Raw genomic sequence first — 19,673 nt, forward strand, 5'->3', positions numbered from 1 at the left:
CTCATTCGATCGTTGACAGCATGATGCCCGAGGTCAGTGGGTTCACCGATATGCGAAAGGTCGCACGCGGTCCCTGGATGTCAAATGTCCCACCGGATGAGAGGCCGTTGGCCTGAAAGGCCACCACGCCGGCGTGCAACGCGCGCTCTCCCCGGATCGCAGACCCCTCGCGCAAAATGACCCTTCTTGCGGAAGAACCCGATAAAACGGTGCCGCGACGAGCGTCGATCGTCGAGACTACGGTCCGGCCTTCGGCAATCGCGATATTCCGGTCTTGGCGCAGGAGAGCTGCAATCTGCGCAGCCTGAACCTTCAGCCCCATCGTTTGTCCGGTGTTGATCATGTAAGGCAGAGCGATCGCCCCGACGAAGGCCACGATTGCAAGTGCCGCCAGGAGTTCCAGCAGGGCAAAACCGCCATCGCTCGAAGAATGACTACTGGATCGCGATGTCTGCGGCATTGTCGACCCCCCCTTCAACGCCATCGGCACCAAAGGAAATGATCTGGGGTCGCCCCTTGTCACCAATGCGATATTGATACTCGTGGCCCCATGGATCCAACGGCACCGAGGCCTGCTGAATGTAGGGACCCTTCCAGCGCTTGATCGCTGTGCCGCTGACCAAGGCCGTGAGGCCCTCGCGTTCCGTCGGGTAGCGCGACGTGTCGAGATAGAAAAGATCGAATGCTGAGGTCAGCGCTTCGATCTGCAGCCGTGCTGCCCGGACACGCGCCTCAGAGAGGTACCCAAGCACGCGCGGAGCGGCAATGCTGGCAACCAGGCTGAGGATCACCAGCACGACCAGCAGCTCCAAAAGCGTGAAACCACCGTCGCCTCTGTCCTTGCGGCGGGAGGATTTGCGGTTGGTCGGCAAGGGGCGTGGCAGTAGCTTTTGCATGGCGATCACAACAGTAGTTCGTTCAGGCTGAGCAACGCCGTGATAACCGAGACGATGATCCAGGCGATGAGCGCGCTGACAGTCAATAGAACCAGCGGGCCGATGATCGCCGTGGCACGCGCGATCGAGCGATCGAGTCGCGTTTCGTAATATGTTGCGACCCTTAATGCGGCTTTGCCGGTATCTCCTGTGGTTTCGCCGACGCGCAGCATCTGCAGCCCGTAGGGAGGAAGGAAAGCGACGCGTGAAAGCGCGTCCGTGAGTTGGCTTCCGTCTCTGACCCTGGCAAGAACGTCAGCGACGAGCTCCGCCGAGTGCCCATCGCGCATCAGGCCACGGATAAGGCGAAGGGATGTCGGAAGGTCGACGCCGCTCTTGTTCAGCATGGCGAATGTCGAACAGAAGACGACGGCGCGCTCTTGCATCAGCAGCGTGTCGAAGCCGGGGAGATGCCCGATGAGCGAAACGATGATCGTCTTTGCTATCTTGCTGCGGCTGATGAAGAGGATACTGCAGAGCGCCGCCGCGCCCATGGCGGAAATCAAGGTGCTATTGGCTGCGGTCGCACGCGACAGGGCAAAGACGACGGATGTCGGTCCGTTTGCTGCCTGGCCCATGCCAACGAGTGCCTTGTCGAATTCGGGAATGACAACCGTGAGGACGAAAAACATGACGCCTGCCGCTGCAAGTACCAGAAATGCGGGATAGGCGAGTGCTGACGTCAGACGCTGCCTCAGTTCCCGTCCGCGGCGGCGCTCCTGCGCAATCACTTGCAGCGTGACGTCAAGATTGCCAGCGACTTCTGCGACCTCGACCATCTTGATGTAGGTTTGCGGAAACGCTGCCGGATAGGCCGCGATCGCTTCGGCGAAGCTGTGTCCCTTCGAAACGACTTCCCAAAGCGAACGCGTCATGTTGCTGAGGGCATGCCGTTTTGTGGATTGATGGATGATCTGTAAGGCCCGATCCAGGGCGACGCTTGCCGAAAGCAGGGCGGCGAGATCCTCGGTGAACGCCGTCACGTCGTCGTAGGACGGGGTGGATTGGAATGACAGGCTCAATCCAGCGCCGGTTCGCTTCACCTCTTCGATGTCGACTGGAAGCAGGGACCGGCGCTCGAGCTCCGCGGCCATCAGCGCGCTGGAGTTTGCCTGCAAAACACCCTCGAGCATCTGCCCCGAGAGATCGATCGCCCGGTACCTGAAGTTCGGCATCGCCGTAATCGCCCCTGATGTGTCGAAAAAATATGCAGTATCGAATCGGGTTGATTGATTGCGTCTTAAATAAGATTAGGTGAACTATACAAAAATCCGCGATAAATCTCAACGGCCTTACTATTTATAAAATACAATTGCGGCATTTAATTTTAAGAACTTCTGAATATTGTCAGACTTATTACGATAAGCGTTGTGATTAGAAGTGTTAAGGCGTATTATGGCATCGCCATCATATATAGATGGAAATAGTTACATTTGATTGGGGGCTGGTCGAATGTATATCTCTCACGATGCGTCACGAATCCGTCAAAGAGAAGCACAACGCGCTCGCGAAAATCGAGCAGAGATTGTAAGGGCACTGAATCAGGGGCAGGTTACCCGTCGGGAATTACTCCGATGGGGCATCTTTACGGCGAGCGGCTATCTTGCCTGCAAGAACGGCCTCAGTCCGTTTGCAAAGAGCGCCTTTGCTGCCGTTCCGACCGGGACGCCACGCACGCCGCTGTTCGGCATCCAGAAATTCACCCAACCTATGCATCGGCTGAACCACTTGAAGCCGTTGCCGATTGCTCGGACAGCCGAGGGGCATGCGGCCTTCCCGACAAGCCTTGGCGAGCGGCCGGCCAAGCGACTTTCCTATCATACGGATTTCTCCGCCGATCCCGCGAATCAACAATTCATAAACCCACTGACACATCGAGGACCGATTGAGGGACGTCCGCCTGGCGAGGTCTTTGCCCATCAGCGATGGGACGAATTCTTCCCGAAGGTCGGATACATCATGCGGCTCGGTCAGGTTTCCCAAACGGGCAGAGGTGGCTATTTTCATGACAGTTTCCCACTTCAGCAGCCCAATAGTGTCTGGACCTATGCGTCGGGACGGGGCGGCGAGTGCGCGTTGCCGCCATTTTTGATCAAGGGTCGCTACGGTGAACCGATCATTACGCGGATATACAACGACCTGCCCGTTGACCGGGCAGCAAACAACGGCTTCGGGCGGAACGAAACGCAACTGCATTTCCACAATGCCCACAATGGTGCGGAGAGCGACGGTGCTGCGAACGTGCACCACTTCCCGGGCACCTTCTACGACTATCGCTGGAGCACGGCGCTTGCGCGGCGCGACAAGATCAACACCCAGGCAGGTGACCGGCGCGCCTCCGGTCCCGACGACAACACGGGCCTTGTCAACGTCGCCGGTGATTTCCGCGAGTTGCAGGGATCGATGTGGGCGCACGACCACCGGTTCTTCTTCACGGCGGAAAACGTCTACAAGGGCAACATTGGCGCCATCAACTACTACAGCGGTCCCGACCGCGGCAATGAAGAGTTGTCGGATGGCGTGAACCTTCGGCTGCCCAGCGGCAGGCTGCTCGGCTGGGGAAACACGGATTTCGACGTCAATCTGATCTTCTCGGATTGCGCGTGCGATGCGGCCGGTCAGCTCTACTTCGACATCTTCGACACCGACGGGATGCTCGGCGACGTTCCGCTCGTCAATTTCGCGTTCGCGCCCTTCTTCGAGGTGCTGCCGCGCAAATATCGATTCCGCGCCTTGAATGCCTGCATGTCGCGCTTCCTGAAGCTCGGACTGGCAGATGCGAAGGGCAATCCTGTTCCCATCAAGTTCATTGCCAATGACGGTAACCTTGTCGTTACCCCGATAATGATGACGGCTCTTCCCGTCCAGGGGATTGCAGAGCGCTACGACTTCATCGTTGATTTCTCGGGCTTCAAGATCGGCGACCGGATCAAGGTGGTCAATCATTTGCGCCATGAGGACGGGCGGCGGCCCAAGGAGGAACTCAGCCTCGCCAAAGCGCTTAAGGGCACGTCGGAAGATCCCGTCGTCGGGCCGATGCTGGAGTTCCGTATTGTTGGCGCTGTCGAAAGTGTCGATGTCCCCGGCGTCATTCACCGCGCCACCGATCCCGACAAGAGCCAGGTGCCGGCAGCACTGACGGAGCAGATCCCGATCGTGACCCCGGTGCGCACGCGTATGGTTGAATTCGGCAGGTCGGGAACCGGAGATTCGCGCGGGCCGAACGGATGCACGCCGGATTGCGGTGAATATGTAAGTTTCCCCTGGACCATTCGTATCAACGGCGAGTCCTCGCATTCGATGAACGCCAACAGGATTTCCCTGCTCATTCCCAAAGCTGGTGAAGTCGAGCACTGGACCTACAAGAATGGCGGTGGCGGATGGGATCATCCCATTCATCTTCACTTCGAGGAAGGCATAACGATGCTGCGCAACGGCCAGGCACCGCCGCCGACCGAGAACTTGGTGAGAAAGGACGTCTGGCGGCTTGGAGAAAGTGGCAGCGTTACCTTCCAGATCCAGTTCGGCGAGTTCGGTGGATCCTATGTCAACCATTGCCACAATACGGTCCATGAGGATTTTGCGATGCTGGCGCGGATTCAGTTGCTGACCGGTATTGCCGGAACGCCGCAGGCCGCAGTGACGCCAACACCGAATCCGACCCCGGACGGTGTGTTCTTCACCACGCCTGAAATTCTGCCGGAAGGCGCACCGAAGGGATGGACGAATACCCAATCCCAGGTTCAGGCGCAGCTGAATACCAACCCCACGCCATGATGGGCTGCGCAAAATGTGCAGCCCAATCACACTGATTCGGTTCCGGAGGGCATTTATGAAGCGCGGGTCTGTGTTTCTGCTGGCTGTCGCTGCCGTTCTGTCCGCGTTGTGCGCAGATGTTGCAGCCGCCAGTTCACGTTGGGGCAAAGACTACTTTCCCAACAGCGAGGTTCTCACCCAGAACGGCGAGACGGTGCATTTCTATGACGACCTGATCAAGGGCAAGATCGTCCTGATCAGCTTCATTTTCACGAGCTGCACCGACCTTTGTCCGCTGACGACCGCGCGCATAGCCCAGGTCGTTGATAGGATCCAAGATCAGATCGGCAAGAAGATTTTCGTGATATCGATCACGGTCGATCCCGAAAACGACACGCCCGAGAAATTGAAAGCTTTCGCCGACGCCTTCTACAAGGGGCCTGGGTGGACGTTTATCACCGGCAAGCCCGATGAGATTCGCGCCATCAACGCGAAGCTTGGAAACAAGAGCGACGTTGCAACCGACCATCGAAACGAGATCGTGCTCGGCAACGACAGCACCGGAGAGTGGGCCAGGAACTCGCCGTTTGCCGACATCGAAAATGTCGAACTGGCGATCCGCGACATGGATCCGGCCTGGCGCGAGGGCCACTACGCCCCGGCCACGGCATTGGCTCCGGCCACCGACTATCATGGCCTGAAGCTGGAGCGGGAACCGGGACAAATCCTGTTTAAGAAGATCTGTGCGCCCTGTCACACGGTTGGAGTTGGCGACCGCATCGGCCCGGACCTTCTTGACGTTACTGTCAGGCGCAATCGGCAATGGCTGGAGCAAATGATCATGAATCCCGCGCGGCTCAGGGCCGAGAATGATCAAACGCTGGCGGACCTCGATGCAAAGTTCAAAGGCGTGCGTATGCCGAACCTGGGCATGTCGGCGACCGATACCGCAGATCTGATATCGTATCTGGCAAAGAAATCGGCTGAGATCGCGGACCTGCGCGCCCAACCCGAAGCAACCCATGTTCACCACCACGAAGACACGACCGCCCACCACGATCATGGTTCGATGAATGCCAATCCGTGATGCGTGGTTGACGGCAAAAATCTATCGGTCCTGTCGATAGCCGGTCGGCGGCCGTTCCTTACTTCCATTCCCAGAACAGATCTGACGAGAAGGGGCGGTGTTGCACCAGCCTCTTTGCCCGCTCAGCCGTGTCTTCGTAGGCTGCTGCATCGGCCTCGCCGTTCAGTCCGACAAAATGCATCTTCATCGACGCAGTCTTTGGCTGTCCCTTCTGGCGGAAAACGAAATGCACGGCGCATGTCGGATACTGCCAGTTGTCGGTCAAAAGCTCTGCAAACTGCTTCGCGTCCAGCTCACGTCCCTGTCCGGTAAAGGCCAGAAACTGGCCGAGATTGAAGAATCCGCTAAACAGGGCATGGGCGTTTTGCTGTTGCATATGGACAGCTTGACCGGTCGTGAAGTCGCGACGGTAAGACAGCCCTTCTGTCTGTCCCTTCGCCTTCTTCTCGGTGTAGCTGACGAGGTTCTTCTGTGCCAGCAATTCCATCGTCAACTCGTAGGTTTGATAGCGCTGCGCGTTGGCGTGAAGATCGTCGATCCTGACTTTCAAGTCAGCGATATAGTCTCGGTAGAATGCGGCGGCCATTCTCAATTGCTCCGGTCGTGATTGGTGCGCCAGCTAGCAGATAATGCGGCGTGTCCAAACAGATATCGTTCTGCGAAAGAGCCTACCTTGCGTCAAAACGGCGTTCAGATGTGCAACGCATGCCCCAAGGCCTTCAACGCTGCTTCCTGGACAGCCTCGCTGCGCGTCGGATGCGCGTGGATTGTGCCGGCGAGGTCTTCCAGCCGCGTCCCCATCTCGATTGCCAGCGCAAAGCCAGCCGAGAGTTCGGACACGCCGGCACCGACGGCCTGCAGGCCAAGAACAAGGCCGGTATCGGCGCGCGCGACGACGCGCACGAAGCCGTCCTCGGACAGCATCGTCATTGCGCGGCCATTTGCGCTGAACGGGAATTGCCCGACACGGATCGCGTAGCCTTGAGCACGAGCCTCGTCCGGTGAAAGCCCCGCCGTTACGATTTCCGGATCGGTAAAGCAGATCGCTGGGATGCAGCGTTTGTCCCAGGCGCGCTTCTTGCCGGCAACAATCTCTGCGACCATTTCCCCCTGCGCCATGGCGCGATGGGCCAGCATCGGCTCGCCGGTGATATCGCCGATCGCGTAGACGCCCCGCATCGAGGTGCGGCAGAGATCGTCGATGCGCAGGTATGGCCCGGTACGATCGAGATCGAGCTCCTCGATCCCCGATCCTGCAATTTTCGGGCGGCGACCAACGGTAATCAGGATGCGGTCGGCAGGAAGCAGCTGTTGCTGGCCGTCCGAGGTCTCGACGGACAGCGCATTGCCGTCGTCCGACAGGCCCTTCGCTTTTGCACCTGTCAGGACGCGAACGCCAAGCTCGCCAAGCCGTCGTGCAACCGGCCGCACGAGATCGCCATCATATTGCGGCAGGATCTGCTGCATGGCTTCAACGACTGTCACGTCCGAGCCCAGCTTGGCGAATGCCGTACCGAGTTCGAGGCCGATATAGCCTCCGCCCACGACAACTAATCGCCTCGGCAATTCGGCCAGGGAAAGCGCCTCCGTGGACGAGATGACTTGACCTTGGAAGGGCAGGGCTGCGAGTTCCACAGGTTCGGAACCCGTAGCGATCACCACTGTCTCGGCACGAATGACCTGTATGCCGACCTCGGTCTCGACCTCCACCGTTTTGCCATCGCGGAAGGCCGCGCGGCCGTGAACGATCTTGACCCTGGCCTTCTGCAGCAGGGCGGAGACGCCTCCATTCAGCCGGCCAACGATGCCGTCCTTCCAGCTGATGGTTTTTGCAAGGTCGATCGATGCACCCTCGACACGGATGCCCATCGTGTTGTTTCCGGAGAGCATCTGTTTTGTGGCGCCAAACTCCTCGGCTGCGTGAATGAGGGCCTTTGACGGAATGCAGCCGACGTTCAGGCAGGTGCCGCCTGGCTTATCGGCTTCAACGATGACGGTGTCGAGGCCGAGTTGTCCGGCCCTGATTGCGCAGACGTAGCCCCCCGGTCCGGCGCCGATGACGAGAAGCTTGCAGACGATCTCTTTCATGGATCCTAGCCTTCGATGAAGATGAGGGCGGGCGTTTCGAGAAGAACCCGGACGCGTTGGACGAAGGTGGCTGCATCCCATCCGTCGATGATGCGATGATCGAAACTCGAGGACAGATTCATCATCTTGCGCGGTACGAACTGGGTCCCATCCCAGGCCGGTCGCACGGCAATCTTATTCACACCGACGATCGCGACTTCCGGATGGTTGATGACAGGTGTCGAGACGATGCCGCCGAGCGCACCAAGCGAACTGATGGTGATGGTCGAACCGCTGAGCTCGTCGCGGGTCGCGGTACCAGCGCGCGCAGCTTCCGCCAGGCGCCCCATCTCGGTGGCGCAATCCCAGATGCCGCGCGCCTCGGCGTTCTTCACCACCGGGACGACAAGCCCGGCAGGCGTCTGCGCGGCAATGCCGATATGGACGGCACCGTGACGGGTGAGGATGTCCTTCTCGTCGTCAAAGGTCGCGTTGATGTTCGGTTGCTCGGCGACCGCCTTTACGATCGCCCGCATCAGGAACGGCAGGACCGTGAGCTTGGGTTGCTCGGGCCTGCGGTCGCGATTCATGGTAGCCCGCAACTCCTCAAGCGCGGTCATGTCGACTTCCTCGACATAGGTGATGTGAGGAATGCGGGAGGTCGAGAGCGACATTTTTTCAGCGATGCGGCGCCTGAGACCGGTGAGCTTGATCTCTTCGGCCGAGGTCTTTTTCGCCATGGCCGGCTGAAGGGAAGGCAGCTCGCCACGCGCGATGAATTGTTCGACATCTTCGCGAAGAATGCGGCCGGCCGGACCAGATCCCTTCAGTTGACGCAGGTCGACGCCGCTTTCCCTTGCAAAGAGCCGCACGGATGGTGACGCCAGCGGCCTTTCTGCCGGAGCCTCGGGTCGTGGAGCACTGGTGGCCTTCGGCGCAGGCGTGGTGTCCGGCTCAATGGCAGGGGGCCGACTGTCGGGCGCTTCCGCCGGTCCTTCGGCAGGGCGCGCTTCGACCTGGTTAGTCGCCTTACCACCATTCGTCTCAATCCGGACAAGCGGCGCCTTGACGGCGATCTTGTCGCCGATTTCAGCGCCCAGCCAGACAACTGTTCCGGTGACTGGCGATGGGATCTCGACCGTCGCCTTGTCGGTCATGACGGCGGCGATGACCATATCCTCCTTGACCGGGTCGCCCGCCTTGACGTGCCATTCGACAAGTTCGGCCTCGGCCACGCCTTCGCCGACATCGGGCATCTTGATAATAAATTCGCCCATTGCGTCAGGCCTCCATGACTTCTGCAAGTGCGCGCCCGACGCGCCCGGGGCCGGGAAAGTAGTCCCATTCCTGTGCGTGCGGATAGGGCGTATCCCAACCGGCGACGCGCACTACGGGGGCCTCCAGACGGTAAAAGCAATGTTCCTGCACGAGGGATACGATCTCCGCGCCGAACCCTGAGGTCAGCGTCGCTTCGTGAACGACCACGCAACGTCCGGTTTTGTTGACGGATTGCACGATCGTATCGAGATCCAGCGGCAACAGGCTGCGCAGGTCGATCACTTCGGCATCGATGCCCGTGTCTTCAGCAGCGGCAAGCGCGACATGCACCATCGTGCCGTAGGCGATTACCGTCACGGCAGATCCCGAGCGCCGGACCTCAGCCTTGCCGATCGGAATTGAATAGTGCCCCTCCGGTACCTCACCGAGGTCGTGCTTCGACCAGGGTGTGACGGGTCGTTCATGATGCCCGTCGAACGGGCCGTTGTAGAGCCGCTTCGGCTCCAGGAACATTACGGGATCCGGATCCTCTATAGCGGCAATAAGCAGGCCTTTTGCATCATAGGGATTGGAAGGCACGATGACCTTCAAGCCGCAGACGTGAGTGAAGAGTGCCTCCGGACTCTGGCTGTGGGTCTGGCCGCCGAAGATGCCGCCACCGGTCGGCATGCGAAGGACGATCGGGCAAGTGAAGTCGCCGTTCGAGCGATAGCGGATGCGCGCCGCCTCCTGCGTGATCTGGTCGTAGGCCGGATACATGTAATCGGCGAACTGGATCTCGACACAGGGTTTGAGCCCGTAGGCGGCCATGCCGATGGCAGTACCGACAATGCCGGATTCACTGATCGGCGTGTCGAAACAGCGTGTCTTGCCGTATTTCGCCTGCAGTCCCTGGGTACAGCGAAACACGCCGCCGAAGTATCCGACATCCTCGCCGAAGACCACCACGTTGTCGTCGCGTGCCATCGACACATCCATGGCGCTGCGCACCGCTTCAATCATCGTCATTCTGGCCATGTCAGAAACCTGCCTTCTGCCGTTGGCGACGAATGTGCGGCGGCATTTCCGCGTAGACGCCTTCGAAGATGTCGCGCACGGACGGCTTGCCGCCGGCATGCAGCGTGCCATGATGCTCCGCCTGCTTCTGGGCTTCGATCACCTCGTCCACGATTTCCGCTTCGGCCTGCACGTGGCGCTCTTCCGACCAGACACCCCTGACGATCAGATGCTTCTTCAGGCGCAGTACCGGGTCGCCAAGCGGCCAAGCCTCGGACTCGGTCTTCGGTCGATAGGCGCTTGGATCGTCCGACGTCGAATGAGCGCCGACGCGATAGGTGACATATTCAATCAGCGTCGGCCCGAGATTTCGCCTGGCACGCTCGGCCGCCCAGCAGGCGACGGCGTAGACGGCGAGGTAATCGTTGCCGTCGACCCGCAGCGCCGGAATACCGAAGCCAAGCCCACGTGCGGCAAACGTGCCGGAGCCACCACGCGCAATGCCCTGGAAAGTGGAAATCGCCCACTGATTGTTGACGATATTGAGGATCACTGGTGCCTTGTACGTGGAGGCAAAGACCAGTGCGGAGTGGAAGTCGGATTCGGCAGTGGAGCCATCTCCGATCCAACCCGCCGCGATCCTCCTGTCGTTCTTGATGGCCGACGCCATTGCCCATCCGACTGCCTGCACATATTGCGTCGCGAGGTTGCCGGAGATCGTGAAGAAACCGTGCTCCTTCGACGAATACATGATCGGCAGCTGGCGGCCGTGCAGCGGATCGCTTTCGTTCGAGAAGATCTGGTTCATCATCTCGACCATCGGGTAGTCGTCGGCAATCAGGAGGCCCGCTTGCCGATAGGTCGGGAAGTTCATGTCGCCTTTCCGGAGCGCCTTGCGGAAGGCGCAGCTGACGGCCTCCTCGCCAAGGTGCTGCATGTAGAAGGACGTCTTTCCCTGACGCTGTGCCATCAGCATCCGCGCATCGAAGGCGCGAAGCTTCATCATGTTGCGCAGGCCGGTCAACAGCTCTTCGTCGGAAAGCATACCCGACCATGGGCCGACGGCCTCTCCCTCCCGGTTGAGCACACGGATGATCGAATAGGCGAGGTCGCGGATCTCCTCTGGCGCAACGTCGATTTCGGGGCGCGGCACCACGCCCGCCTTGGCAATCTTCACGTTGGAGAAATCGGGTTGGCCGCCCGGTCGGACGGCAGGTTCCGGAACGTGGAGGCTCAGTTGAGCTGTGTCCGTCATATCGTTTTTCCCTTCCAGCTGCGATGTCCGCTTCTCTCCTCAGAAACGGGATGCCGCAGTTCTTGTTCTTATAGATTGCGCGCGATCACCATTCTCTGAACATCGCTCGTTCCTTCATAAATCTGACAGATGCGGACATCCCGATAGATCCGCTCGACGGGATAATCGGCCATGTAGCCGTAGCCCCCATGAATCTGGATCGCGTCCGAACAGACCCGCTCTGCCATCTCGGATGCGAAAAGCTTGGCCATCGATGCCTCCGAAAGGCACGGCAGACCATTGTCGCGCAACGCGGCTGCGTGAAAGACGAGCTGACGCGCTGCTTCGATCTGGGTCGCCATGTCGGCGAGCCGGAAGGCCACGGCCTGATGCTCCATGATCGCCTTGCCGAAGGCCGTGCGTTCACGCGCATAGTCGCGCGCCGCCTCAAAAGCTGCACGCGCCATGCCAACGGCCTGTGCGCCAATGCCGATACGCCCACCTTCGAGGTTCGCCAGTGCTATCCGGTATCCCTCGCCCTCCGCGCCCAACCTCAAATCAGCGGGGATGCGCATGCCGTTGAAGGCGATCTGGCAGGTGTCGGTCGAATGCAGCCCGAGTTTTTCCTCGACGCGGATCACTTCGTAGCCAGGTGTATCGGTTGGCACGATGAAGGCGGTGATCCCTTTCTTGCCGGCGTCCGGATCTGTCACCGCAAAGACGATGATCATCTGGCCGTTCTTGCCCGAGGTGATGAACTGCTTGGCGCCGTCGAGAACGTAGTGATCGCCATTGCGGCTTGCGCGACTGCGTAGATTGGACGCGTCCGAACCCGCTTGGGATTCCGTCAGCGCAAAGCCGCCGATCCATTCGCCGCTGGCAAGCTTCGGCAGGAAACGTTGCTTCTGCTCTTCGGTACCGAACTTCAGGATCGGCACGCAGGCGACCGAGCTGTGGACGCTCATGATGGTGGAGCATGGTCCGTCGCCGGCCGCGATCTCTTCCAGTGCGGCTGCATAGGCAAGCGTGCCGGTGTCGGAGCCACCATACTGTTCCGGAACCAGCATGCCGAGCAGGCCGAGTTCACCCATCTTTGCGAGTTCCTCGCGCGGAAACCTGTGCTCGCGGTCGCGGGCAGCCGCTCCGGGCGCAAGCCGCTCGCAGGCGAAATCTCTGGCGAGATCGCGGATTTGCTGCTGCAGTTCGGAAAGGATCATGCTTGTCTCCTCCCTGCCTTTCCTAATGACGCTCTATGGCGACAGCGGTTGCCTCACCGCCGCCGATACATAGTGCTGCCATGCCACGTTTCAGGTCGTAGCGCTCGAGCGCGGCAAGTAGTGTGACGAGAATGCGCGCGCCGGATGCGCCGATCGGGTGGCCAAGCGCGCACGCGCCGCCATGCACATTGACCTTTTCGTCCGGCAGCTGGAGGTCGCGCATCGCAGCCATGGCGACGACGGCAAATGCCTCGTTGATCTCGAAGAGATCGACCGTATCAAGCGGCCAGCCTGTGCGATCGGAGAGTGTCTGCAAGGCGCCGATCGGAGCGGTGGCGAAAAGACTGGGCGCCTGCGAATGGGTGGTGTGGGCGGTGATCGTCGCAAGGGGTCGCAATCCCCGGCGTTCGGCTTCGGAACGACGCATCAACAGGAGAGCGGCGGCACCGTCGGAAATCGAGCTGGAATTGGCGGCCGTCACGGTCCCGCCGTCACGAAAGGCTGGCTTGAGGAGGGGGATCTTGTCGATCTTCGCCTTGCCTGGCTGTTCGTCCCGGCTGACCGTTTGTTCGGCCTTTCCCACAGTGATTGTCACCGGCGTGATCTCGGCGTTGAAGTAGCCGGCATCGATGGCCTTTTGAGCGCGGGTGAGCGACGTCACTGCGTAACGATCCTGTGCTTCGCGCGTGAACTGGTAAGCTTCGGCACAGTCCTCCGCAAAGGTGCCCATCAAACGTCCCTTGTCATAAGCATCCTCCAGCCCGTCGAGGAACATATGATCGATGACGCGGCCGTGGCCGAGCCTGTAACCGCCACGGGCACGATCAAGAAGATAGGGCGCGTTGGTCATGCTTTCCATGCCGCCGGCGACGCCGACGGTGGCGCTGCCAGCCGCCAGGAGGTCATGGGTCAACATGACTGCCTTCATGCCGGAACCACACATCTTGTTGACGGTCGTTGCACCGGTGGAGAAGGGCAGACCTGCACCGATCGCTGCCTGCCGGGCGGGCGCTTGACCCTGACCAGCCGGCAGCACGCAGCCGAAGACGACCTCGTCGATGGCTTCAGGGGCCACCTTCGCGCGCTGAAGCGCTGCGCGGATGGCAGCCGCTCCAAGGTCGGGCGCCGTTGCCTCCTTGAGCTCACCTTGGAAGCCGCCGATCGGCGTGCGCGCCATTCCGACAATGACGACAGGGTCCTGCATAACCATGTTCAAGCCTCCTGTGCCGAACACTCAGCGCGCGCTCATACGAAGCGCGCCGTCGAGGCGGATGACCTCGCCGTTCAGCATGTTGTTTTCACATATATGGCGCACGAGAGCGGCAAATTCTGCCGGCCTACCGAGGCGCGGCGGGAAGGGCACGCTCTTGCCGAGCGCTTCCTGCACCTCGTGTGGCATACCCGCCATCATCGGCGTCTCGAAAATGCCAGGGGCGATCGACACGACGCGAATGCCGTGACGCGCCAGCTCGCGTGCGATCGGAAGCGTCATCGAGGCGATGCCACCCTTGGACGCGGCGTATGCCGCCTGTCCGACTTGTCCGTCGAAGGCAGCGATCGAGGCTGTATTGATGATGACGCCACGCTCACCCTCGGTATCCGCCTGCTGATGCAGGATGGCGGACGCCGCAAGGCGGATCATGTTGAAGGTGCCGACGAGGTTGATGCCGATTGTCCGCACGAAACTGTCGAGGCCATGTGGGCCGTCGCGGCCGATGATCTTCTCGCCCGGCGCCACGCCGGCGCAGTTCACGAGCCCGCTCAGGCCGCCGAAAGACTCCAGCGCGGTCGCCACTACCGCGGCTCCGTCCTCTGCGCTTGTTACATCGGCCTTGAGGTAGCGGGCATCCGCGCCGAGTTCTGCGGCGATCGCCTCTCCGGCTGCACTGTTGAGGTCGGCGATGATCACGCATGCGCCATTTTCAACCAGCATGCGCGCCGTTGCTGCACCGAGGCCTGACCCGCCGCCGGTGACGATAAAGGTTCCTCCACGGATCAGCATCGGTCTGCTCCCATCACCTTGCGATCGTCTGCTGGGCGCGCCGTCCTCCCGGCACGACCCAAGTATGTCGATTCTATTCTGTCGTCATATTGCAAGCGATGACTAAAGTGCTGCATTGTTTCGGACAGTTTTGCCATAGGTGGAGGATCTGGTGGCTGACATCGAGAGGCGCATGATCGCGCCGGCATTCGTCGAGGAGGCGCTGGACAGTTTACGTCGCATGGGACGACCGACGGCGCCGCTGCTTTCTTCGCTAGGGTTGCCGCCCGTCGTCGACCAACCGGTGTCGGCCGAGACTTATGGCGCCCTCTGGCTTGCCATTGCCAAAGAGCTCGATGACGAGTTTTTCGCGATGGGCGGGCGGCCGATGCGCAGCGGCAGCTTCACCCTGCTTTGCCATTGTGTGTTGCATGCGCCGACACTCGGCCACGCGCTGCGCCGGGCCCTGCGTTTCCTCGACGTCGTGTTGGACGATCCGCGCGGTAGACTTGTCGTCAGGGATGGGCTTGCCCAGATCGAGTTGGCCGATGCCGGCCGACCACGCTCAGCCTTTGCCTACCGCACCTACTGGATCCTCATCCATGGGATAACCTGCTGGCTGGTTGGGAGGCGCATTCCGATCCGGCTTGTCGATTTCCGCTGCGCCGAACCAAAGCAGGAGGCCGACTATCGGCTCTTTTTCGGTGCACCGGTCAGATTCGCGCAGCCGATCAGCCGCCTTGGCTTCGACAGCGCGATGCTGGATCTGCCGGTCACGCGCACGGAGCAGGCGCTGAAGCAGTTCCTACGGGGAGCGCCGGCCAATATCCTGGTGCGTTATCGTTATGACGCGGGGCTCGCTTCCAGCGTCAGGCGGCGCTTGGACAAGGTGCCTCCGGCCGCATGGAAGAGCTTCTCGGATCTCGCCGCGGAGATGCGCATGCCGCCCTCGACCTTGCGTCACCGGCTGCGCGACGAGGGGCAAAGCTACGCCGGCATCAAGGACGACCTACGGCGTGATCTTGCGGTCGATATGCTGCTCAACACGTCGAAGACGATAGGCGATATTGCCGCCCAGCTTGGCTATTCGGAGCCCAGCGCCTTCTTTCGCGCCTTTCGCAAATGGATGTCGAAAAGCCCCGACGCGTTCCGGCGTGAAGGCCGTGTCGCCTCCGGGTAGCGTGGACATAACCTGCGGAATATGCGTAATTTCTCTCGGATCTCGCTTCGTGAATTTCACTGAAAATTCAAAAGTCTTTCGCCTGCGGCATGAAAATACACTGCTGGCGATAGCGTTCCGCACTATTGTCCTGCCGAGTATGAGGCGGCCGTGGCTTCGGGACGAACGGCTCTTCAAACTAGGTGAGCACAATACGACGGTCCGCACCCCACCCGAGCGTTTCCCTTTTTGGAACACGCGTCGTTCTCGTTCCCGGTGAAAGCGACTTTCCTCAGGGTCATCTGGAAACGCCTGAAACAGCGCTCCGCGAGCGCAAAGCGCACGTAGACGTGATCCCGGTACGTGCAGGCCATGCATAAAGCATATCGCGCAAAAATGTGCAGGTTCTTGCGATAACGACATGCATCCGCCTAGCGTTCCTCACGCGTATGCCACAGCCGCAACGCGTAGAGGGTCGACTGTTGAATTTCATAGCGCAGCTCGTATTGGCCAACCAGAATACGGCGTACCTCCCGAGGCTCGAACTCCTCGAGCCGCTCGCCAAGACGCGGCTGCTCGAGCAGGCGTGTTGCGGCGGTTGTCAGCGCCTGCACAGTCCGGGCCGCGGCTTGCCGATTGACCGGAGCCAGAAAGTCGTAGAGGCGTCCGAGGTCTGAGACCGCCTTGCTCGTCCACTTCAGCTCCATCAGCGGGGCAGCGATAGCGGCTTGTCGCTGTCGAGGCTATCGGCCCAGGCCTGGACCGATTGATGATCGATGACCTCGCCGCTGTCCACCTCGGCCAGCGCCTCCAGCGTCAGGCGCCGGCGCTCCTCCTCCTGGTCGATCCAGGCAGCGAGCGCTTGCTTGACAATCCAGCCGCGCGAGCGTTCAAGCCGGGTCGCCAGCTGATCAACCTTCTCCGCAAGCGGCAGCGGCACGTGCGCGGTCAGCACCTTGGTTTCCATCGGACGGCTCCTTTTTTCAATCGTCGTTAATCATAGTGATTAATTCTGATTAAGTCGAGTGGCCTGCATTGCGGCAGCCGCGAGGCATGCGCGCGAATCTCAGCGCCTTGCCGATCGATCCTGCTGACCGTGCATGGCGTCGACTTTACCGCGTCTGCGACGCAAATCCCTCACTATCGATACTGGGTACAGATTATGCAGGTTTGGCTCCGACCCCTTGGCAGAGGGGGACCATCGATCACGGACGAGGTGTCTCGAAAGCAGGTTCGATTGCGCGCCACAATGAATCACAAACGATGTCGTACATCAACTTCGTGAACGCCGACACATCCTGTCGGCCACAGGCATGAACCGCACGCCATCTTCGTCGTGACCTGTATTATGGCAGCGCTCGGCTCCGGTTATCATGGCCTTTGTCGCGAACTGGCCGATCGACATGGTGCCGGAATGGGTCTCAACGCTTTCTTCGCTTTCACTGTCGTTGCAGCTCTCTCGGCTTGACCTGGCAACAGGCGCTTGGTTGGCCTGATCTTCGTCTTCCTTACCGTCACAGGACATCCGCAGCTGGCTGATCCGGCAAGCCGAGCCGTCTCGGGCGCATTGCTCGCCAATCTCGATGGCGGCGGCGAGCATTGCGGACTATCATGTTCCTCCCTGCGTCGATGCGCCCGCCACGCCGGAGCGTATGCTGATGGCCATCGAACGCATGCGTGCTGTTGAAAGGAAAGGTTGATCGCTATGCCTGCCGCTCGCGTCGGTTTGCGGGACTTTCTGCGCGAAGAGCGCGATTGCATTCTCGTCGCAGTGACGGGAGCAGTCGGCTCGACGCCGCGCGATACCGACGCCTGGATGCTGGTTTCCAAAAGCCGCTCCTTTTCAACCATCGGCGGCGGGCAACTGGAGTATATGGCGATCGACCAGGCGCGACGAGCGCTGCGCCAGTCCCAGCCGACCTCAGCGATGAGCATTCCGCTTGGGCCGGAGATCGGCCAATGCTGCGGCGGTCGGGTTGGGCTTTCCTTCACCGCGGTAACGCGCGAACTGGCCGACGACCTGATTGCGCGAGCAGACGCCGAAATTGCCCGGAGTCCGCATGTCTACGTCTTTGGCGCGGGTCATGTCGGTGACGCACTGGCCGCGGCCCTGTCGCTGGCGCCGTTGCGCACCGTGCTGGTCGATACCCGCGAAGACGAGCTTGCCGCGTCGCGCGCTTCGGGCATCGAAACGTGCCTGACCGCAATGCCCGAGATGATCGTGCGCAATGCACCGGCAGGAAGCGCGTTCGTCATCCTCACCCACGACCACGCGCTCGACTTTTTGATTGCCACCGAAGCACTGCATCGGGAGGATGCTGCCTATGTCGGGATGATCGGCTCGAAGACCAAGCGTGCGACCTTCAAGAGTTGGCTCTCGCGCGAAGTCGGAAGGCCAGAGCTTTTCGATCGCCTCGTCTGCCCGATCGGTGGCACCGCAATCAAGGACAAACGTCCTGCCGTCATTGCGACATTGGCGGTTGCCGAGATCGTGGTAGCGGTGCTCTCCTTCGGCACGGCGGCCAATACGGGAAAGCAGAAGCTTAAGGCTGACAGGTGATAGTCCTCAAGGCCAGCGCTTGCTCGTCGACCGCAACGCGGTTCGGTTTCGACCCGCGATCTGGCATTGATGGCATCGATCTCAGCGGTAACCGCGGTCTTGGACTGCGCCGTCTGCATAGCGCAGGAAATCGGCAATATCCGCGGTGTCACCAACTCGACCTGTCTCGCGAAAACGATCCGCGGCTCGGTCAGAGACCTCTCTCCGCGGAGGCCATGGGTTGTCGGCTACGCCAATTTCGGTCGATGTGTCGGGCGAACCGTGTGGCGTTCGATCCGACCGGCAACCGTAAAGATCAAGACCTCGACATCCACATCGATCTTGTCCCCGTCCATAAGCCTGACCACGTCATCAATGCCGGAAGTGGGATGGCCGTCGATCGCCAGCAGATAGTCTCCTTCCCGAAGTCCGGCTCGCGCTGCCGGGCTTTCGGCTTCCACCCGGCGCAGCCGCACGGCTGTTGTCTGAGCAAGCCCGGCTTCCAGGGCCACACGACGATGCAGTTCCACTGTATCGGCTGCAATGCCGATATAGGCGCGCCTGACATGACCGAAGCGCAAAAGTTCTGACACAACATGTTTGGCTGTGTTGGATGCGACGGAAAAAGCGATGCTTTGCGCGCCCTCAATCACGGCCGTGTTGACGCCGATGACTTCACCTGCCGACGAGACGAGCGGACCACCGGAATTGCCGGGATTGAGCGCAGCGTCGGTCTGGATGATATCATCCATCAGGCGTCCGCTGGCGGCGCGCATCGATCGGCCGAGTGCCGATACGATGCCGGCCGTCACCGTCCACTCGAAGCCGAGAGGATTACCGATTGCGATTGCGATATGCCCGCGCTTCAGGGTCTTGGAGTCTCCAAGCTTGGCCCAGGCGCCCGACCAGTCGTTCGCACGAATGAGCGCGAGGTCGCTGTCCGGGTCGCGGCCCAGCACCTTGCCTTGGATCACCGTGCCATCAGGCGTTTTGATGCGAACCGCCTTGGCATCGTCGACGACGTGGTTGTTCGTAACGACAAGACCATCCGGCGAAATCGCAAATCCGGAACCATGTCCGGCGCGACCGCCGACGCGTTCAATGCGACTGACGGCGGGTCCAACGAGGTCGACCGCGTTCGAGACGGAATGGGAATAGGCATCCAGCAGGCTGGCGTCTTGAGACGACTGGATGTCACGATCTAGGAATCCCATGAAAAGACCCTTCCGACGCGCAAGCGTCGTGTTTGGAAACGGCAGCGGCTGCAGAGGCGAGAGGCTGTCGGTTCGACAGATTGAAACAGTCCTATTCAGATGAGATTGCGCGCAACTCAAATCAAGTCCAGCTCCCGGCTGTCGCATTGGCTTGACTCCGCCGCGCCGATATCGCGCCATGTCCATCACTGAAAATTGACCTGTAGCGTG

The 19,673-nt window shown here is 60.5% G+C and carries 18 protein-coding genes and 1 pseudogene; 5 read left to right on the forward strand and 14 right to left on the reverse strand.

Annotation, left to right across the window (positions count from 1 at the left end; all coding sequences use genetic code 11):
• Window position 1: 1 nt before the first annotated feature.
• The 3 genes from FHT71_RS15325 to FHT71_RS15335 are packed head-to-tail and all read right to left on the reverse strand — an operon-like array spanning window position 2 to window position 2,110.
• On the reverse strand, window positions 2–460 hold the full coding sequence (locus FHT71_RS15325; RefSeq protein ID WP_132590168.1) for a prepilin-type N-terminal cleavage/methylation domain-containing protein: 459 nt from the start codon (window positions 458–460) through the stop codon (window positions 2–4).
• Window positions 435–896, reverse strand: coding sequence for a type II secretion system major pseudopilin GspG (gspG, locus tag FHT71_RS15330; RefSeq protein ID WP_132590166.1), 462 nt, complete (start codon window positions 894–896; stop codon window positions 435–437). The genes FHT71_RS15325 and gspG overlap by 26 nt, the downstream gene beginning before the upstream one ends.
• Before the next feature lie 5 nt (window positions 897–901).
• Window positions 902–2,110 (reverse strand): type II secretion system F family protein, encoded by a 1,209-nt coding sequence (locus tag FHT71_RS15335; RefSeq protein ID WP_132590164.1) that lies wholly within the window; start codon window positions 2,108–2,110, stop codon window positions 902–904.
• 277 nt (window positions 2,111–2,387) lie between these two features.
• Here FHT71_RS15335 and FHT71_RS15340 point away from each other — a divergent pair, with 277 nt between their 5' ends.
• A complete protein-coding gene (locus tag FHT71_RS15340; protein ID WP_183720725.1) occupies window positions 2,388–4,712 on the forward strand; it encodes a multicopper oxidase domain-containing protein in 2,325 nt (774 codons plus the stop codon).
• A gap of 55 nt (window positions 4,713–4,767) precedes the next feature.
• A complete protein-coding gene (locus FHT71_RS15345; RefSeq protein WP_132590160.1) occupies window positions 4,768–5,778 on the forward strand; it encodes an SCO family protein in 1,011 nt (336 codons plus the stop codon).
• Between the two features lie 58 nt (window positions 5,779–5,836).
• On the opposite strand, the gene FHT71_RS15350 is transcribed toward FHT71_RS15345, so the two are convergent.
• From FHT71_RS15350 to FHT71_RS15385, 8 genes are all read right to left on the reverse strand, one after another.
• On the reverse strand, window positions 5,837–6,364 hold the full coding sequence (locus FHT71_RS15350; protein ID WP_007800053.1) for a hypothetical protein: 528 nt from the start codon (window positions 6,362–6,364) through the stop codon (window positions 5,837–5,839).
• A 104-nt stretch (window positions 6,365–6,468) separates the two neighbouring features.
• Complete coding sequence (lpdA, locus tag FHT71_RS15355) at window positions 6,469–7,866, reverse strand: dihydrolipoyl dehydrogenase (RefSeq protein WP_132590158.1); 1,398 nt, start codon at window positions 7,864–7,866, stop codon at window positions 6,469–6,471.
• Window positions 7,867–7,871: 5 nt separating this feature from the next.
• On the reverse strand, window positions 7,872–9,122 hold the full coding sequence (locus FHT71_RS15360) for a dihydrolipoamide acetyltransferase family protein (RefSeq protein WP_183720728.1): 1,251 nt from the start codon (window positions 9,120–9,122) through the stop codon (window positions 7,872–7,874).
• A 4-nt stretch (window positions 9,123–9,126) separates the two neighbouring features.
• Complete coding sequence (locus FHT71_RS15365) at window positions 9,127–10,140, reverse strand: alpha-ketoacid dehydrogenase subunit beta (RefSeq protein ID WP_007800058.1); 1,014 nt, start codon at window positions 10,138–10,140, stop codon at window positions 9,127–9,129.
• Between the two features lies 1 nt (window position 10,141).
• A complete protein-coding gene (locus FHT71_RS15370; RefSeq protein ID WP_132590154.1) occupies window positions 10,142–11,374 on the reverse strand; it encodes a 3-methyl-2-oxobutanoate dehydrogenase (2-methylpropanoyl-transferring) subunit alpha in 1,233 nt (410 codons plus the stop codon).
• A 68-nt stretch (window positions 11,375–11,442) separates the two neighbouring features.
• Window positions 11,443–12,570 (reverse strand): acyl-CoA dehydrogenase family protein, encoded by a 1,128-nt coding sequence (locus tag FHT71_RS15375; RefSeq protein ID WP_132590152.1) that lies wholly within the window; start codon window positions 12,568–12,570, stop codon window positions 11,443–11,445.
• A gap of 22 nt (window positions 12,571–12,592) precedes the next feature.
• Window positions 12,593–13,780 (reverse strand): acetyl-CoA C-acyltransferase, encoded by a 1,188-nt coding sequence (locus tag FHT71_RS15380; RefSeq protein ID WP_183720731.1) that lies wholly within the window; start codon window positions 13,778–13,780, stop codon window positions 12,593–12,595.
• Between the two features lie 24 nt (window positions 13,781–13,804).
• Window positions 13,805–14,572 (reverse strand): 3-hydroxyacyl-CoA dehydrogenase, encoded by a 768-nt coding sequence (locus tag FHT71_RS15385; protein WP_183720733.1) that lies wholly within the window; start codon window positions 14,570–14,572, stop codon window positions 13,805–13,807.
• Between the two features lie 151 nt (window positions 14,573–14,723).
• Here FHT71_RS15385 and FHT71_RS15390 point away from each other — a divergent pair, with 151 nt between their 5' ends.
• Window positions 14,724–15,731, forward strand: coding sequence for an AraC family transcriptional regulator (locus FHT71_RS15390; RefSeq protein ID WP_132590146.1), 1,008 nt, complete (start codon window positions 14,724–14,726; stop codon window positions 15,729–15,731).
• Window positions 15,732–16,141: 410 nt separating this feature from the next.
• Here the strand turns inward: FHT71_RS15390 and FHT71_RS15395 are convergent, their stop codons facing one another.
• Window positions 16,142–16,417 (reverse strand): type II toxin-antitoxin system RelE/ParE family toxin, encoded by a 276-nt coding sequence (locus FHT71_RS15395; RefSeq protein ID WP_183720736.1) that lies wholly within the window; start codon window positions 16,415–16,417, stop codon window positions 16,142–16,144.
• On the reverse strand, window positions 16,417–16,677 hold the full coding sequence (locus tag FHT71_RS15400; protein WP_183720739.1) for a ribbon-helix-helix domain-containing protein: 261 nt from the start codon (window positions 16,675–16,677) through the stop codon (window positions 16,417–16,419). The genes FHT71_RS15395 and FHT71_RS15400 overlap by 1 nt, the downstream gene beginning before the upstream one ends.
• Window positions 16,678–16,970: 293 nt before the next feature.
• Here FHT71_RS15400 and FHT71_RS31680 point away from each other — a divergent pair.
• Together FHT71_RS31680 and xdhC are read left to right on the forward strand one after the other, a co-directional pair.
• Window positions 16,971–17,251: pseudogene (locus tag FHT71_RS31680) on the forward strand (NCS2 family permease); the annotation flags it as partial.
• 164 nt (window positions 17,252–17,415) lie between these two features.
• Window positions 17,416–18,270: a xanthine dehydrogenase accessory protein XdhC gene (gene xdhC, locus FHT71_RS15410; protein ID WP_183720742.1), complete on the forward strand. Its 855-nt coding sequence runs from the start codon at window positions 17,416–17,418 to the stop codon at window positions 18,268–18,270.
• 227 nt (window positions 18,271–18,497) lie between these two features.
• On the opposite strand, the gene FHT71_RS15415 is transcribed toward xdhC, so the two are convergent.
• The gene (locus tag FHT71_RS15415; RefSeq protein WP_132590138.1) at window positions 18,498–19,463 is read right to left on the reverse strand and encodes a trypsin-like peptidase domain-containing protein; all 966 of its coding nucleotides are present in this window, start codon (window positions 19,461–19,463) and stop codon (window positions 18,498–18,500) included.
• Window positions 19,464–19,673 lie beyond the last annotated feature (210 nt).

Origin of the sequence: Rhizobium sp. BK060, assembly GCF_014193145.1 — a bacterium.
GTDB lineage: Bacteria > Pseudomonadota > Alphaproteobacteria > Rhizobiales > Rhizobiaceae > Rhizobium.

Bases quoted from the DNA above. Each gene is read 5' to 3' on its own strand.
- FHT71_RS15325 (WP_132590168.1), bottom strand. From the start codon at position 460: ATGCCGCAGACATCGCGATCCAGTAGTCATTCTTCGAGCGATGGCGGT.
- gspG (WP_132590166.1), bottom strand. From the start codon at position 896: ATGCAAAAGCTACTGCCACGCCCCTTGCCGACCAACCGCAAATCCTCC.
- FHT71_RS15335 (WP_132590164.1), bottom strand. From the start codon at position 2,110: ATGCCGAACTTCAGGTACCGGGCGATCGATCTCTCGGGGCAGATGCTC.
- FHT71_RS15340 (WP_183720725.1), top strand. From the start codon at position 2,388: ATGTATATCTCTCACGATGCGTCACGAATCCGTCAAAGAGAAGCACAA.
- FHT71_RS15345 (WP_132590160.1), top strand. From the start codon at position 4,768: ATGAAGCGCGGGTCTGTGTTTCTGCTGGCTGTCGCTGCCGTTCTGTCC.
- FHT71_RS15350 (WP_007800053.1), bottom strand. From the start codon at position 6,364: ATGGCCGCCGCATTCTACCGAGACTATATCGCTGACTTGAAAGTCAGG.
- lpdA (WP_132590158.1), bottom strand. From the start codon at position 7,866: ATGAAAGAGATCGTCTGCAAGCTTCTCGTCATCGGCGCCGGACCGGGG.
- FHT71_RS15360 (WP_183720728.1), bottom strand. From the start codon at position 9,122: ATGGGCGAATTTATTATCAAGATGCCCGATGTCGGCGAAGGCGTGGCC.
- FHT71_RS15365 (WP_007800058.1), bottom strand. From the start codon at position 10,140: ATGGCCAGAATGACGATGATTGAAGCGGTGCGCAGCGCCATGGATGTG.
- FHT71_RS15370 (WP_132590154.1), bottom strand. From the start codon at position 11,374: ATGACGGACACAGCTCAACTGAGCCTCCACGTTCCGGAACCTGCCGTC.
- FHT71_RS15375 (WP_132590152.1), bottom strand. From the start codon at position 12,570: ATGATCCTTTCCGAACTGCAGCAGCAAATCCGCGATCTCGCCAGAGAT.
- FHT71_RS15380 (WP_183720731.1), bottom strand. From the start codon at position 13,780: ATGGTTATGCAGGACCCTGTCGTCATTGTCGGAATGGCGCGCACGCCG.
- FHT71_RS15385 (WP_183720733.1), bottom strand. From the start codon at position 14,572: ATGCTGATCCGTGGAGGAACCTTTATCGTCACCGGCGGCGGGTCAGGC.
- FHT71_RS15395 (WP_183720736.1), bottom strand. From the start codon at position 16,417: ATGGAGCTGAAGTGGACGAGCAAGGCGGTCTCAGACCTCGGACGCCTC.
- FHT71_RS15400 (WP_183720739.1), bottom strand. From the start codon at position 16,677: ATGGAAACCAAGGTGCTGACCGCGCACGTGCCGCTGCCGCTTGCGGAG.
- xdhC (WP_183720742.1), top strand. From the start codon at position 17,416: ATGCCTGCCGCTCGCGTCGGTTTGCGGGACTTTCTGCGCGAAGAGCGC.
- FHT71_RS15415 (WP_132590138.1), bottom strand. From the start codon at position 19,463: ATGGGATTCCTAGATCGTGACATCCAGTCGTCTCAAGACGCCAGCCTG.